This is a genomic window from Haladaptatus sp. HS23 (assembly GCF_056892285.1).
Map to the genome: position 1 here is coordinate 820,193 of NZ_JBXGLH010000001.1, position 12,184 is coordinate 832,376.

Here is a 12,184-nt window from a genome sequence, read left to right on the forward strand (position 1 = left end):
GTTCAATTCCGTGGAAACCGTACACCGTTCCATGCGGTGTCATTACTGTACCCGAGAAGCGACGTTCGCACCGGAAGTGGGTGGCGTACAGGTCGGCCTCTGCGACACCCATTTTCGGGAGCAGTTCGAATCGCTGTCGGATTCGGACGTGATGCAAAAGCTGCAGAGCGAACTCGACATAGACGGTATAGATGGTGTGGACGGGGGCGACGGCGGAGAGGGAAACTAGTTCCCGCTACTCGCCGTGAACCGTAGTTCGTCGTACTGATAGAGGGAAGCAGTGCCGAGTACCGACAGCGCGTCTGTAACCGACTCCGAGTCTGCCCGGACGCGCACGGTTCGGATACCGTCCCGAAAGAGGTAGGAAAGGCCCGTTCTGACCAGTGTCGTCAACTCCCCCTCGTCTACCGAAACGGGACGCTGACGGGTATCCTCACTGGCGGACAAAACGAGGGACGCACCGCCGCCGTTCACCGTATAGACGGTGAGCGTATCGCCTTCGTGTTCCGTTCCGAGAACGTCCGCGGGGTCGAACGGGGTTTCCGCTTCGTCCAAATCGAGGTCGAGGACGTCGTCCTCTTTTCGCCCGATGGTGGGGCTCACGACTGCCTCCACCTCGCGGGCATTGGAGAGCTTCGGGGATTCATACAACTACTTGTAGACCGATATATAAATAACGCGCGGATAACACAAAGGAGGATTTTCGCTTACTCAGGCGCGGCCTGCGTCGACGTCGATGGCATCGACCGGGCAAACGTCCACACAGAGCATGCAGTCGATACACTGCGCTTCGTTGGCGGGGTCTGCCTTCTCCTCGCTCTCGGGGTGGCCCGGCGTGTCTACCCATTCGAAGACGTCGACCGGACAGTCTTCGAGGCAGGCCCCGTCAGCGATACAGAGGTCGAAGTCCACTGCGACGTGGGTGCCGTGGATGCCGAGCTTGTCCGGTTCGTCCACCGGACCCCACACGTCGTGGCCCTCGTGGTCGTCTACCTTTTCGCGGTTTTCGTGAAATTGTGGGTCAATAGCCATGGTCTCTCACCTATCGGAGTGGACGCGAAACCAGTACTTAAATCTCGGTACCTTACTTAATCTTTTGCCTCGTCTAAGATTTTTAGGTTGGGCTAAAAACACGCGGGAGAGGCCCCGAAAACGCCGTGTGGGTTTTTCGCTCGGCGATGGTTTTAAATACCACCATTCATCGGCGGGGGTTTTACGGTATCACCTGTGAAGGGACCCCATGGAGAAAGTTAACGTCGATGACGTCGACGGTCAAATGAGTGCGGCCGACGTTCGACGGCCGATTTCGAAGGCACTCGGTGCGGACAACCTCGCCATCAACTACTACGAACTCGCACCGGGCGAGAGTTTCGCGTTCGGCTATCACGCACACGCCGACCAAGAGGAGGTCTTCTACGTCCAATCCGGCACGACGACGTTCGAGACGGAGGACGGGGACGTCGTCGTTTCAGCGGGCGAACTGATTCGCTTCGCACCCGACGAGTTCCAGCGCGGCGTCAACGAGGGCGAGGAACGTGTCGTCGCCCTCGCGTTAGGCGCACCACGGGACACCGAGAACGTGGAGATGTACCGTCGCTGCGAGGAGTGCGGAGAACGGACGCAGAACGAGATCGAGATGGCGGACAGCAGGGAGGAACTCGTTACCTACTGTCTCAACTGCGGAGCGGAAACCGGCCGTTTCGACTGATTGCGTTCACGTTAGGGAAGAGATTTTTCCGATGGGCCGACGAGCGGCACGTATGGAGAAAGTAACCATCGACGACGTCGACGGACACATGAGTTCGGCCGACTTGACCCGACCCGTCGGCGACGCCCTCGACACCGAGAATATGGCTATCAACTACTACGAACTCGCGCCCGGCGATACCTTCTCTCCCGGACTGCACACGCACTTCGACCAAGAGGAGGTCTTCTACGTCCAATCCGGCACGACGACGTTCGAGACGAAGGGCGACGACGTGGTGGTCGAAGCGGGCGAACTCGTTCGCTTCGCACCTGGCGACTATCAACGAGGGAAAAACGAAGGCGAGGAGCGCGTCGTCGCTCTCGCCCTCGGTGCACCGGGCGAAAGCGAGGACGGCGAACTCCTCCGCGACTGTCCCGAATGCGGCGAGCAAACCCAACACTGGATGCGGATGGGAGACGAAAAAGACGAAATCGAAGTGTACTGTCTCACCTGCGATACCGTCACCGGGACGATGGATTGAAACGCGGAGAGCGGCCACCCCGGCGCGGAAAGCGTCGAGAAGATGCACGACACGTGGTTCGAAACCGTCGTGTTGCAGGTGACGCTGTGGGGGAGCCTCCGTCATCGATGGCGACTATCGAACGCCCGACTCCCTTTCCGGAGTTCCACCGGAAACAGTCCCCTGCGCCTACCGATAGCGGTTTCGTGCGGAGCGCAACTCCTCCAAAACCACCATGTAACTTTTCCACCGGAAATGGAGGGGTTCGAGAAGGATTCACAAACCCCCACACTGCGTCCGAAACCCTGACACGAAAGGGGATTTTCCGAGGGTGCGCGCCAAGCGGCAGACACATGTCAGACGTGAGGATTGGTGCCATGCCGACAACCCCCATCGTTTCCAGTGGAACGCGGGTACGGGACGAACGGTACATGAATCAGCCAACGCTTCCGCGATACCGACCTTTTTCGCTTTTGCCTCCATTTTCAGGTCCATGACGGAGATTCCATCGCCCGGCCTGGGAACGTCCGGCAACGAAGACCGTGACCAGTGTGCGGAGACGGTACGGACCGCGCTCTCGCTCGGCTATCGACACATCGACACCGCACAGATGTACGACAACGAATCGGGGGTCGGTGACGGAATCGCCGACGCAGACGTCCCGCGCGAGGAAGTCTTTCTCGCCACGAAAGTCCTCCCGGACAACCTCGCACACGACGACGTGCTTTCCAGTACGGAAGAAAGCCTCGACAGACTCGGTACCGACTACGTGGACCTGCTCTACGTCCACTGGCCGATGAAAGCCTACGACGCGGCGGACACCCTCCCGGCGTTCGACACGCTGTACGACGAGGGAACGGCCCGCAACGTCGCCGTGAGCAACTTCACGCCCGAACTACTCGACGAGGCGCGTGAGCTACTCGACGCACCCATCACCGCCAATCAGGTCGAGATGCATCCGCTGCTTCAACAGGACGAACTGCACGACTATGCGAGGGAACACGACATCACGTTGGTCGCTTACGCACCCATCATGCAGGGCGATGCCGACGACGTTCCCGAACTCCGCGATATCGCGGCGAAGTACGACGCGACGCCGACACAGATCAGCATCGCGTGGTTGCAAGGGCTGGAGAACGTCGTTCCCATCCCGAAAGCCACGGGTGAGAGTCACCTCCGAGAGAACCTCTCGGCCCCCGAATTGGACGAGGAGGACATGGCGAAGATAGCCGCCATCGACCGTGAAGAGCGACTCGTGGACCCGGACGGAGCCGCGTGGAACTAGTTACTGTTCCAGCGTGCCCACCACGACCCGTTGCCGTCGCTGCCTTTCCACTCGACGGTCAAATCGTCCACCGTCTTATCGGCGGCGAGTTCGTATGCGAGCCACCCTGATAGACTTTCACCGGACGCGACGCTTCGGTCGCCGAACCGGTTGACTTTGTACTTTCCGTCCTCCTTTGCGATGTCCGCCGCCGAAACCTTGTCGCCACCGACGAACAAGTGAATCTGCTCGCCCTTCGGAAGGGTCTGTTTCATGCGGAACTTGTTCTCGGCTTTGACGGTGACGAAAGCCCACTGTTTCCCATCGCTCGCTTCCGCCGTCTCGGACCCACCACTGCCCGTCTCGTATCGATAGTGGTCGGTAAGGGTGATGTCCTGTATCGTCACGGCCACTTCCGTCGGACTGAGGAACGTCTGGCCGAGCGAGAGTTCCTCGCCGACGATGTCGATAGTGAACGTCTTTTTCAGCTTCTCGATACGGTATTTGACCGTCGCCACGTACGGATACGTGAGTTTGGTGGACCACTTCGTCGTCTCTCCGGGCGCTATTTTATCGGTTTTCAACTGCCCAGTTTGCTGTGAACCCGGCGCGTTACCGTCCACCTGAACCGGCGATGTGAACGCCTTCTTCTTGTCGCCGACGTTCTTGAGGGTCAGCGAGAGCACGAACTCCTGACCCATGGTGACTTCGTTGGGCACGTTGGCCTCGACGAGTTGGAAACCGTCGACGGTCGCTTTTCCATCACCCCCGTCTTTTCCACCCGAGGTCGTTTTCTTCGACGGTTTCGACCCCTCCGTCTGTTTTTCGTTCGAATCATCCCCGTTCCCACCGTTCTTCGGCCCGGAACCGGTACACCCCGCCAAGGCCCCCCCAGCGAGTGTTGTTCCAGACGCCAGCAGAAATCTTCTACGGCGCATGGGTAATTTATATACGACCATGTAAATAAAGACTCGGGAAGTCATTCGTTTACTGAGATATCAGGTAAGCGTTCGGAGCTATTGCATGTGGATTGCTGACATATGTGTCGGGAAAAGAGTGTTCGTCGGAACTCGTATTCGAACGAGGAACCAACGGAGAGTCATGGAAACAGCGCCACCGCGTCTCGTCTACGACGACGATTGCGGATTCTGTACGTGGGTCGCGGAGTACGCGGACGACCACGGCGAGTTCGAACTCGTCGGCTTCTCGGACCTCACGCCGGACCAGCGCGCCCGCCTGCCCGCGAATTTCGAGGAATGTGCACACCTCCTCACCCGCGAGCGAGTGTACTCCTGTGGCGCGGCGATGGAAGAAGTACTCGCGCGACTCGACGACCCCTCCCGACACGCCATCGCCCTCTTTCGATACCTTCCCGAATCGACCCGCGCCCGAATCCGCGAACCGGTGTACCGATGGAATGCCGACCACAGGGCGTGGTGGGGTAAACTCCTCAGCCGCTAGGCCCCTCAGGACAGTTGCTCGATGCCGTCGCCGACCCGAATCTCGCCGGATTCGACGATACTGGCCCGGAGCCCGCCCCGGTGGACGAGCGCCGAGAGCGTTCCGTCTTCGGTCAGCGATTCCAAATGCGAACAAGGTTCACAGAGTTCGACGCCCTCACAGACCGCCTCACCGACGCGGAATCGTTCGCCGACGAGATGGTTCAGCGCCGCGTTCCGCGTCGTCACGTTCCGTCGATGTTCACCGGATTCGAGCGCGATTCCGGCCTCCGCCTCGATGGCGTCGAGCGCCTCGGCCTCGATGAGCGTGATGTCGTTCCCCGAGGTGTCTGGGTCGAAGTGACGGTCACCACGGAGTCCCGCACCTTCTACCGCTTCGACAGCCTCGATATCCTCCGTTTGGCCCGCCGATTCATCGACGACGTGAATCGCCTCGATTTCGCCCGTTCCGTTCATGCAAGGCGATTGTGGGGCGAGAGCATAAAATCGTGGTTGACGGCGATTCGGTTCGTTCCGTCCGCTGAGAATCGATGCCGTCGAGGAAGAATTGATAAATAAAAAGGAGGACGAACGGACCGGTAATGACCGAAATTACGTTGACGGACTTTCGAATCATCTTAGGTACGGCCCTCTGCCTGACCGTTTTCGGGACCTTCATGACCACTGCTGAAGATCCCCAGAGCCTCATCGCTACATTGGGCGGAGTCATCGCATTGCTCGTCGCATTCTTCCTCGTCGGTCTGCTGTTTCTCTACCTGCAACGACAGAGTGCGTGGTGAAAAGTCGTATACTTCGACCGGTGAAAGAGCCGCCAATTCCGAAGACGGATCAAACTTCAAAATCGAGCATCCGCGCGAACGCAGTGAGCGCGGTTCACCGACGGCGAAACGAAGTGAACCGTCGGCCTTTTTAGCGTAGATTTTTGCGAGCGGTTCGACGAGATGCGCGAAGCGCATCGAGGAGGACCGAATAAATTGGTACTACCCGAACGTTGCGGGAACAAAGTTCCCGCAAGCCCTCGTCGCTCCGGAAGAACACCGTTCTTCCGTGCTCTCGTTCATTCCTTCGTCACTCACGAGAACTCCGCTCACTCGAAGGCGGCGATACCCGTCAAATCCTGCCCGAGGACGAGCGTGTGGATGTCGTGGGTCCCCTCGTAGGTGTACACCGTCTCCATGTTCGCCATGTGGCGCATCGGCGGGTAGTCCGTCGTGATGCCGTTGCCGCCGAGCATCTCGCGGGCGACGCGGGACTGGTCGCGGGCCATGCTGACGTTGTTCCGTTTCGCCATCGAGACGTGCTGGGGTCGCATGTCGCCGCGCTCTTTCAACTCGGCGAGGCGGTGGGCCAGCAGTTGGGCCGTGGTGATTTCGGTCGCCATCTCGGCCAGTTTCCCCTGCTGGAGTTGGAACCGCGCGATGGGACCGCCGAACTGCTCGCGGTCGGTCGCGTACTGGCGGGCCGTCTCGAAGCAGTCGCGGGCCGCACCGACCGCACCCCACGCGATGCCGTAGCGAGCCTGCGTGAGACAGGAGAGCGGCCCCTTCATGCCGGAGACGCCCGGCAGGACGGCGTCCTCGGGAACGGTGACGTTCTGGAGGCTGATTTCGCCCGTGATGGAGGCACGAAGCGATAGTTTGTCGTGGATTTCGTTCGTCGTCACGCCGTCGCGGTCGGTCTCCACGAGGAAGCCGCGAACCGGCGAGTCCTCGGCGGAGCGGTCGCGCGCCCAGACGACCGCAACGTCCGAAATCGGGGAGTTCGTTATCCACGTCTTCGAGCCGTTGAGGACGTACTCGTCGCCCTCCTTTTCCGCGTAGGTCTCCATCGCCGACGGGTCCGACCCGTGTTCGGGTTCCGTCAGTCCGAAACAGCCGACCGCCTTCCCCTCGCCGAGGTCGGGAAGCCAACGCTCCTTCTGTGCTTCGGACCCGAAGGCGTGAATCGGATACATCACGAGCGCGCCCTGTACGCTCGCCATCGAGCGCAGGCCGGAGTCGCAGGCTTCGAGTTCCTGCATCAACAGGCCGTACGCCGTTTCGCTCAGGTTCGGCAGGCCGTAGCCATCGAGGTTGGGCGCGTAAAACCCGAGTTCACCCATCTCGGGGATGATGTCTTCGGGAAACGTTCCCGCTTCGTAATGTTCCCCGATGTCGGGTTTCACGTGTTCTTCGACGAACTCACGGGCGGTGTCCCGGACCATCCGCTCTTCCTGTCCGAGGTCGGCTTCCAATTCCAGATAATCGAGCATGCAAAACCCTCCGAAGGGAACGATAAAAAGCCCTCCTACTCCGGGGAACCGAACGACAAAAAACTACACTCGACGGGACCGAAACGAACGGTTCACGCCGTACGCGCCGCTACCGAACGATTTCACGCTATCGGCAAAATTGCATTACTCCGGCGTCGGAACCGCGCCGTCCCGCGCAACCGCGATGTCGAGGTAGGCGTCGGCTTGGTCGGAGTGAATTCCCGCATCGACGAGTTTCCGCTCGTCGTCGTACTGGACGAGTCCGGCCATCGCCAGTTTCGGGAGCTGCGTGTGTTGCAGCGACATGAGGACGTTGCGGCGGTGTTCGTCCGAGACGAGGTCGATGGATTTGTCCGTCTCCCACGCGGCGACGGTGTCGACGAGTTCGTCGAGCGTGACCGGCGTGTCTTCGGACCGCAAGTCGTGAAGGATGTATCGGCTTCGACGGGACGAAAGGGCATCGAAGAGGGCGTCCTGTGACAGCGGAGGGACGTCGGCACTCGGCCCAGCAGGCGATGCGGTGGCGCGTGATGAGCCACCGTCGTCGTTTGTCGTCTGGTCTGCCATGGAGTGAAACCACTCGTCCTACAAGGGTGACTCTGGTGGTTCAGTATTCAGGTTATTTATCACCCTATCGGAAAATCGTGTCAGTCCGCGGCGGGGTCCTGTGCCGTACGGACGTAGTCGGTGAAGTTCTCGAACACCGCTTTCGCCTCGCACGCGGCCGTGTAGTTGTCCTCGTTGATGCCGTCCAAAACCGCTTGGAGACGCTCTTTCGCGAGGTCTTTACCGCGGGTGACTTTCTCCGCCGTCTTCGTATCGTACTCGGGGTGGAACTGGACGCCGAACACGTCTCCCTTTCGGAAACCGTGATTGGAGTAGTCGTTTTCCGCGATCGGTTTCGCGCCCGGCGGGAGCTCCGCCACTTCGTCGGAGTGGGTGGTAAACGCGGTAAACCGACGGTCGATTCCCTCGAACAGCACCGAGTCGCCGGAATGCTCGACCGCTCGGTAGCCGATTTCGTACTCGCCCATGTCACGAACGTCGCCGCCGAGAACGTCGGCGAGCAGTTGATGCCCGTAGCAGATACCCAGCATCGGCATGCCGGTTTCGACGGCGTCGCCGACCCACGATTTGAGGGGGGGAATCCAACTTTCGTCCCAGTATACCGACGCCCGCGAACCGGAAATGACCGCCGCGTCGAAGTCGAAGCTGTCGGGGAGATGATGTTCGGTCGCGTCGAACTCTACGAGGTCCGCATCGAGTTCGCGGCGGAAGTTTCGCCGCGTGCTTTCGTCGCCGTGTGAAGCGTTCAAAAATGCGATTCTGAGCCGATTCATTCGGGTGACACTAGTAATCCGAAGCGTAAAATGCGTTTCGCTACAGGGGATTTCGACGCCGATGACACGGAGTCACGTGATTTCTCTCTGTCGAGTCAATCACTCAACTCCGTGTCACGAAACGCTCGCGCAGCGCCGCACGGTCGAGTTCGCCCGTCGGACGCCGCGGAAGCGACGGAACCGGTTCGATGGCCCGCGGAACCTCGTACGGCGCGAGTCGTTCCTCCGCGAACTCGCGGAGCCGGCCCGGGGACACGTCGCCGACGACCAACGCCTTCGATACCGTTCCACCCGTTTCGGAGACGGTTTCGACGATGCCGACCTCCTGCACGCCGGGATGTGATTCGAGTACGGTTTCGACCGCCCGCGGATGGATACGCGGACGCCGCTTCCCGTCCTCGGACGAATCGCCACCGTTGCCGACGAGAAGATACCCACGCGTGTCGTTCGATTCGCGTCGAAAGATTCCCTCCAACGGTACCCAATCGCCGAACGCCTCGCCGTCGAGATAGCCGGTCGCCGTCGCCGGACTCCGAACGAGGAGTTTGCCCATCTCGATTCCGTCGTCCCCGTCGTTCGCCTCGTCTATCTCACCCACGTCGTCCCCATCGATTCGAACCGCACAGTTCGGAAACGGGGACGCCACCGCGCCCGAAACCGGCGTCCCGCGGAGGACGTTGACGCCGGTTTCCGCGCGGCCGTAGACGGGGAGAAGGGGAATCGGAAACGCCTCCCGAACGTCCGGCGGGACGCGACCACGAGCGGCCATCCATTCGAGCGCCGACGGAATCCCGTCGAAACCGGCGTCGGCTAATTCTCGGAACTCGGTCGGACCGGCGACGAGACAGGTCACGCCGTGTTCCTGGATTGCGGTCGAGGCGTCGTCCGGGTCGAACGCGCGCCGAATCACGACGCGGCCGCCGACGGTGAGAAGCGGGAGCGCGAATCCGAGCAAGCAGTCCGGACGCGACAACGGCCACAGAGCGATAGTACAGTCGTCCCTGCCGAGTCCCCAACCTGCGGTCGCGATGCGACAGTTCCACTCGACGGCCCGTTTCGACAGTTCGACGACCCGCGTACCGTCTTCGATATGGACGAGGAGAGCGGCTTCCCCGTCCTCTCGCTCGACCGGGTGAAAGCCGGTTGGTGAGACGTGTTCGACCTCCTCGAACGAGCGGGCGTCGAACTCCCGAACGAGGTCACGCTGTGCCGACTCGAACAGCACGAGGTCCGGGTCGATTCGGTCTATCGGCCGCGAGACGGTGGCGGGCGTCAGTCGGTGGGAGACAGGCGCGAACACGCCGCCGACACGCCATACGGCGAGCATGGAAACTACTGACTCCACGCGATTCCGCGAGACGAGGGCGACCGAATCGCCCGGTTCGATACCGAGCGCCGCGAGTCGTCCCGCCATCGACCTGATACGCGCGTCGAGTTCGGCGTATGAAACCCGTTCGTCCTCGTCCACGATGGCCGTCCGATTCCCCCAGCGATCCGCGTTTCGCGCCGAGAGGAGTGACATATCTCGTCTGCGACGTGCACGAGGTTAGCCGTTCGGGCGGCGGGCACTGATGGCGATTAACTTCGGTCACGTATCGGGACATATAAAATAGTTTGATGTGCAAGCGCTGCAATGTCGTGAACGAGGTGACGAACAGTGAGTGAGAACGATCCCGACCCGGAGGAGGTGCTCGTCGAGTGTGACCAGTGTGGACGAAAGACCCTTAGCGTCTACGTCGAGAACGGCGCATGCCAGAAGTGCCGGGACGGGTAGCCGCAAACGATTCGTCCGAGATGTGTAGCCTATAGAAGCGTACGAACGGTTCGATTTCGAAGTGCGCGAATCAATCGAACGTTTTCTCCGCGTTCGTGGCCAGAACGTCGAGCAGTTCGTCGTTGACCGTCTTCGACCGCTCGACGTGGACGAGATGCGGTGCTCCGTCGAACGTCCGTAGTTCTCCGCGCGGCAACCCGTCGGCTAGTGATTTCCCCGCATCGACAGGAACCACGCGGTCGTCGGTCCCGTGAATCACCAGCGTCGGCGTCGTGATTTCGTACAGACTGTCGCTCACGTCGAAGCCCTCCATCGCCGCGAACTGGGCGCGTTGGGCCGAAAGGTCGGCGTCGTCCGCGAGTCGCCACTCCACCACCTCATCCAGTCCGTCGACGAAGACCGCCTCGCTTACCACGGGGCGAAGCGATTCGTACAGCGCGTCGGGCGTCTTCTCGGCGAGCAGTCGTTCCTCAACGTCCGGGGCGATTCGGGACCCGCTCGCCGCGGTGCCGATAAGCGTCAGCGTCTTCGCGCGCGAGAACTGCTTCGCGTACTGGAGCGCGACCATCCCGCCCAGTCCCGCGCCGACGAGATGCGCTTTTCGGACCCCGTGGTCGGCCAACACCGCCTCCAAATCGCCCGCCAGTTCCGCGACGGAATACGGGCCGTCCGGCGCGGACGAGCGCCCCGTGCCTCGAATGTCCCACACTAACGATTCGAACGGGCCGGCCACGGCGGCGTGTTGCCAGCCCCACTGCCATGCACCAAACGCGACGTCCCCGATGAACGCCACCGTGTCGTGACCCGTCGGGCCGTCCGTTTCGTAGTAGAGCGAAATTCCGTCGTTTTCGACAACCGGCATTCTTGGTGGTACGTAGGGTATTCGAGCGTTTCAAAGCATCCGTTTCGGATTCGACGACGGGAATGAACCGGAACACGCCCTCCTCGACATCCCGGCGAACCGAACATCCCCGAATCGCCCAGTCGCGTCGTCGTCAACGGCGAGATACGGCGTTTGGCGGACCAGTCGCCTTGGTACAGGGTCTGCAAGCCTCCCAGCGAACCCAGTGGCGGTTGGGCGTGTACGCACCCGAGGGGACGACGGACACGGTGGCGAAAACGGCGACGTCGGTTCTCGGGCTTACACTGACGGAGAATCGAAGCGAAATACCGATTCTCCAGCCGTCTCGTGGCCTTCTATCCCGTTTTATGCGTTCGAGTACGGAAGCCGCGGATGCAAAGAATAAATCGAATTTCGCTATATCAAATGTGAGAATTCCCGGGATTGTGGCGAGTTTCCGACTCACAACAATGAGCGAAAAACTGAGTTCTCCGATTTCGGGACAAAACGGCGAGAACGCTATTACTACAGAATGCGAAGTGTACCCCATGAGCGACGACGACTTCCCCGACCCGGAAGCGGTCCTCGAACGCGGACGGCAGTATCGCGCTAACCTCGACGAGTACGGAGAGACGGCGGAAAAGGAAACCATCACGGAACTGTTCACGCTCCTCGGTCGCGCCTACGCACTTCCCGTCCTCCACACGTTCTCGTGGAGCGACGAGCCGCTGCGGTTCAGCGACCTCGAAGACCACCTCGACGTGTCGCCGACGACGCTCTCCAAACGCCTCTCGGAACTCACGGAGGCGGGATTGTTGACGCGACGGTCGTACGATGAGATTCCGCCGCGAGTCGAGTATGAACCCACGGCCGCGGCCGACGACCTCGCGCCCGTGTTCATCCACCTCTACGAATGGGCCTCCGTCCACGACCTCGACGGTGAGGAGTGACGGTCGCTGGGAGCCAACGCTACAGATTTCGTAGTAGATACGAGACTACCAACTCGATAGTATATGGCTACAGAAACGAAAGCAAGGTGTATGTTCT

General features: G+C 60.7%; 16 protein-coding genes and 1 pseudogene. 8 read left to right on the forward strand and 9 right to left on the reverse strand.

The features are described from left to right. Positions 1-31 precede the first annotated feature (31 nt). Positions 32-229, forward strand: coding sequence for a DUF6757 family protein (locus tag AC1XDK_RS04500; RefSeq protein ID WP_483348565.1), 198 nt, complete (start codon positions 32-34; stop codon positions 227-229). On the opposite strand, the gene AC1XDK_RS04505 is transcribed toward AC1XDK_RS04500, so the two are convergent. Together AC1XDK_RS04505 and AC1XDK_RS04510 are read right to left on the reverse strand one after the other, a co-directional pair. Continuing rightward, positions 226-603, reverse strand: a complete 378-nt coding sequence (locus AC1XDK_RS04505; RefSeq protein ID WP_483348566.1) for a hypothetical protein — start codon at positions 601-603, stop codon at positions 226-228. The two genes, AC1XDK_RS04500 and AC1XDK_RS04505, sit on opposite strands and share 4 nt — an antisense overlap. Positions 604-711: 108 nt before the next feature. Further along, on the reverse strand, positions 712-1,032 hold the full coding sequence (locus tag AC1XDK_RS04510) for a 4Fe-4S dicluster domain-containing protein (protein ID WP_007976309.1): 321 nt from the start codon (positions 1,030-1,032) through the stop codon (positions 712-714). A 208-nt stretch (positions 1,033-1,240) separates the two neighbouring features. Here AC1XDK_RS04510 and AC1XDK_RS04515 point away from each other — a divergent pair, with 208 nt between their 5' ends. From AC1XDK_RS04515 to AC1XDK_RS04525, 3 genes are all read left to right on the forward strand, one after another. After that, positions 1,241-1,708: a cupin domain-containing protein gene (locus tag AC1XDK_RS04515; protein WP_483348567.1), complete on the forward strand. Its 468-nt coding sequence runs from the start codon at positions 1,241-1,243 to the stop codon at positions 1,706-1,708. Between the two features lie 52 nt (positions 1,709-1,760). Next, positions 1,761-2,228: a cupin domain-containing protein gene (locus AC1XDK_RS04520; protein ID WP_483348568.1), complete on the forward strand. Its 468-nt coding sequence runs from the start codon at positions 1,761-1,763 to the stop codon at positions 2,226-2,228. A 472-nt stretch (positions 2,229-2,700) separates the two neighbouring features. Then, positions 2,701-3,492 (forward strand): aldo/keto reductase, encoded by a 792-nt coding sequence (locus tag AC1XDK_RS04525; protein WP_483348569.1) that lies wholly within the window; start codon positions 2,701-2,703, stop codon positions 3,490-3,492. Here AC1XDK_RS04525 and AC1XDK_RS04530 read toward each other — a convergent pair. Beyond that, a complete protein-coding gene (locus AC1XDK_RS04530) occupies positions 3,489-4,409 on the reverse strand; it encodes a DUF4352 domain-containing protein (protein WP_483348570.1) in 921 nt (306 codons plus the stop codon). The genes AC1XDK_RS04525 and AC1XDK_RS04530 overlap by 4 nt on opposite strands. A 163-nt stretch (positions 4,410-4,572) precedes the next feature. On the opposite strand from AC1XDK_RS04530, the gene AC1XDK_RS04535 reads away from it, so the two are divergent. Next, complete coding sequence (locus AC1XDK_RS04535; RefSeq protein ID WP_483348571.1) at positions 4,573-4,932, forward strand: DCC1-like thiol-disulfide oxidoreductase family protein; 360 nt, start codon at positions 4,573-4,575, stop codon at positions 4,930-4,932. Between the two features lie 5 nt (positions 4,933-4,937). On the opposite strand, the gene AC1XDK_RS04540 is transcribed toward AC1XDK_RS04535, so the two are convergent. After that, positions 4,938-5,387, reverse strand: coding sequence for an MOSC domain-containing protein (locus AC1XDK_RS04540; RefSeq protein ID WP_483348572.1), 450 nt, complete (start codon positions 5,385-5,387; stop codon positions 4,938-4,940). Between the two features lie 125 nt (positions 5,388-5,512). Here AC1XDK_RS04540 and AC1XDK_RS04545 point away from each other — a divergent pair, with 125 nt between their 5' ends. After that, positions 5,513-5,710: a hypothetical protein gene (locus tag AC1XDK_RS04545; protein WP_483348573.1), complete on the forward strand. Its 198-nt coding sequence runs from the start codon at positions 5,513-5,515 to the stop codon at positions 5,708-5,710. Positions 5,711-6,018: 308 nt separating this feature from the next. Here the strand turns inward: AC1XDK_RS04545 and AC1XDK_RS04550 are convergent, their stop codons facing one another. The 5 genes from AC1XDK_RS04550 to AC1XDK_RS04570 all read right to left on the reverse strand — a co-directional run bounded on the left by AC1XDK_RS04550 (position 6,019) and on the right by AC1XDK_RS04570 (position 11,158). Continuing rightward, a complete protein-coding gene (locus AC1XDK_RS04550; protein ID WP_483348574.1) occupies positions 6,019-7,182 on the reverse strand; it encodes an acyl-CoA dehydrogenase family protein in 1,164 nt (387 codons plus the stop codon). A 144-nt stretch (positions 7,183-7,326) separates the two neighbouring features. Beyond that, positions 7,327-7,749 carry a DUF7344 domain-containing protein gene (locus AC1XDK_RS04555; RefSeq protein ID WP_483348575.1) on the reverse strand — a complete coding sequence of 141 codons (423 nt, stop codon included), beginning with the start codon at positions 7,747-7,749 and terminating at the stop codon, positions 7,327-7,329. An 80-nt stretch (positions 7,750-7,829) separates the two neighbouring features. Continuing rightward, positions 7,830-8,522 carry a type 1 glutamine amidotransferase gene (locus AC1XDK_RS04560; protein WP_483348576.1) on the reverse strand — a complete coding sequence of 231 codons (693 nt, stop codon included), beginning with the start codon at positions 8,520-8,522 and terminating at the stop codon, positions 7,830-7,832. 103 nt (positions 8,523-8,625) lie between these two features. Next, positions 8,626-10,044, reverse strand: a complete 1,419-nt coding sequence (locus AC1XDK_RS04565; protein ID WP_483348577.1) for a class I adenylate-forming enzyme family protein — start codon at positions 10,042-10,044, stop codon at positions 8,626-8,628. Positions 10,045-10,366: 322 nt separating this feature from the next. Further along, positions 10,367-11,158 (reverse strand): alpha/beta fold hydrolase, encoded by a 792-nt coding sequence (locus tag AC1XDK_RS04570; protein ID WP_483348578.1) that lies wholly within the window; start codon positions 11,156-11,158, stop codon positions 10,367-10,369. A 90-nt stretch (positions 11,159-11,248) separates the two neighbouring features. On the opposite strand from AC1XDK_RS04570, the pseudogene AC1XDK_RS04575 reads away from it, so the two are divergent. Continuing rightward, a pseudogene (locus tag AC1XDK_RS04575) lies at positions 11,249-11,439 on the forward strand (HD domain-containing protein); the annotation flags it as partial. Between the two features lie 246 nt (positions 11,440-11,685). Next, positions 11,686-12,087, forward strand: coding sequence for a winged helix-turn-helix transcriptional regulator (locus tag AC1XDK_RS04580; protein ID WP_483348579.1), 402 nt, complete (start codon positions 11,686-11,688; stop codon positions 12,085-12,087). Positions 12,088-12,184: the final 97 nt, after the last annotated feature.

Excerpts from the sequence above, each read along its gene's own strand:
- AC1XDK_RS04535 (WP_483348571.1), top strand. The coding sequence starts at position 4,573 with ATGGAAACAGCGCCACCGCGTCTCGTCTACGACGACGATTGCGGATTC.
- AC1XDK_RS04580 (WP_483348579.1), top strand. The coding sequence starts at position 11,686 with ATGAGCGACGACGACTTCCCCGACCCGGAAGCGGTCCTCGAACGCGGA.
- AC1XDK_RS04555 (WP_483348575.1), bottom strand. The coding sequence starts at position 7,749 with ATGGCAGACCAGACGACAAACGACGACGGTGGCTCATCACGCGCCACC.
- AC1XDK_RS04545 (WP_483348573.1), top strand. The coding sequence starts at position 5,513 with ATGACCGAAATTACGTTGACGGACTTTCGAATCATCTTAGGTACGGCC.
- AC1XDK_RS04560 (WP_483348576.1), bottom strand. The coding sequence starts at position 8,522 with ATGAATCGGCTCAGAATCGCATTTTTGAACGCTTCACACGGCGACGAA.
- AC1XDK_RS04515 (WP_483348567.1), top strand. The coding sequence starts at position 1,241 with ATGGAGAAAGTTAACGTCGATGACGTCGACGGTCAAATGAGTGCGGCC.
- AC1XDK_RS04570 (WP_483348578.1), bottom strand. The coding sequence starts at position 11,158 with ATGCCGGTTGTCGAAAACGACGGAATTTCGCTCTACTACGAAACGGAC.
- AC1XDK_RS04530 (WP_483348570.1), bottom strand. The coding sequence starts at position 4,409 with ATGCGCCGTAGAAGATTTCTGCTGGCGTCTGGAACAACACTCGCTGGG.
- AC1XDK_RS04540 (WP_483348572.1), bottom strand. The coding sequence starts at position 5,387 with ATGAACGGAACGGGCGAAATCGAGGCGATTCACGTCGTCGATGAATCG.
- AC1XDK_RS04550 (WP_483348574.1), bottom strand. The coding sequence starts at position 7,182 with ATGCTCGATTATCTGGAATTGGAAGCCGACCTCGGACAGGAAGAGCGG.
- AC1XDK_RS04525 (WP_483348569.1), top strand. The coding sequence starts at position 2,701 with ATGACGGAGATTCCATCGCCCGGCCTGGGAACGTCCGGCAACGAAGAC.
- AC1XDK_RS04565 (WP_483348577.1), bottom strand. The coding sequence starts at position 10,044 with ATGTCACTCCTCTCGGCGCGAAACGCGGATCGCTGGGGGAATCGGACG.
- AC1XDK_RS04510 (WP_007976309.1), bottom strand. The coding sequence starts at position 1,032 with ATGGCTATTGACCCACAATTTCACGAAAACCGCGAAAAGGTAGACGAC.
- AC1XDK_RS04500 (WP_483348565.1), top strand. The coding sequence starts at position 32 with ATGCGGTGTCATTACTGTACCCGAGAAGCGACGTTCGCACCGGAAGTG.
- AC1XDK_RS04520 (WP_483348568.1), top strand. The coding sequence starts at position 1,761 with ATGGAGAAAGTAACCATCGACGACGTCGACGGACACATGAGTTCGGCC.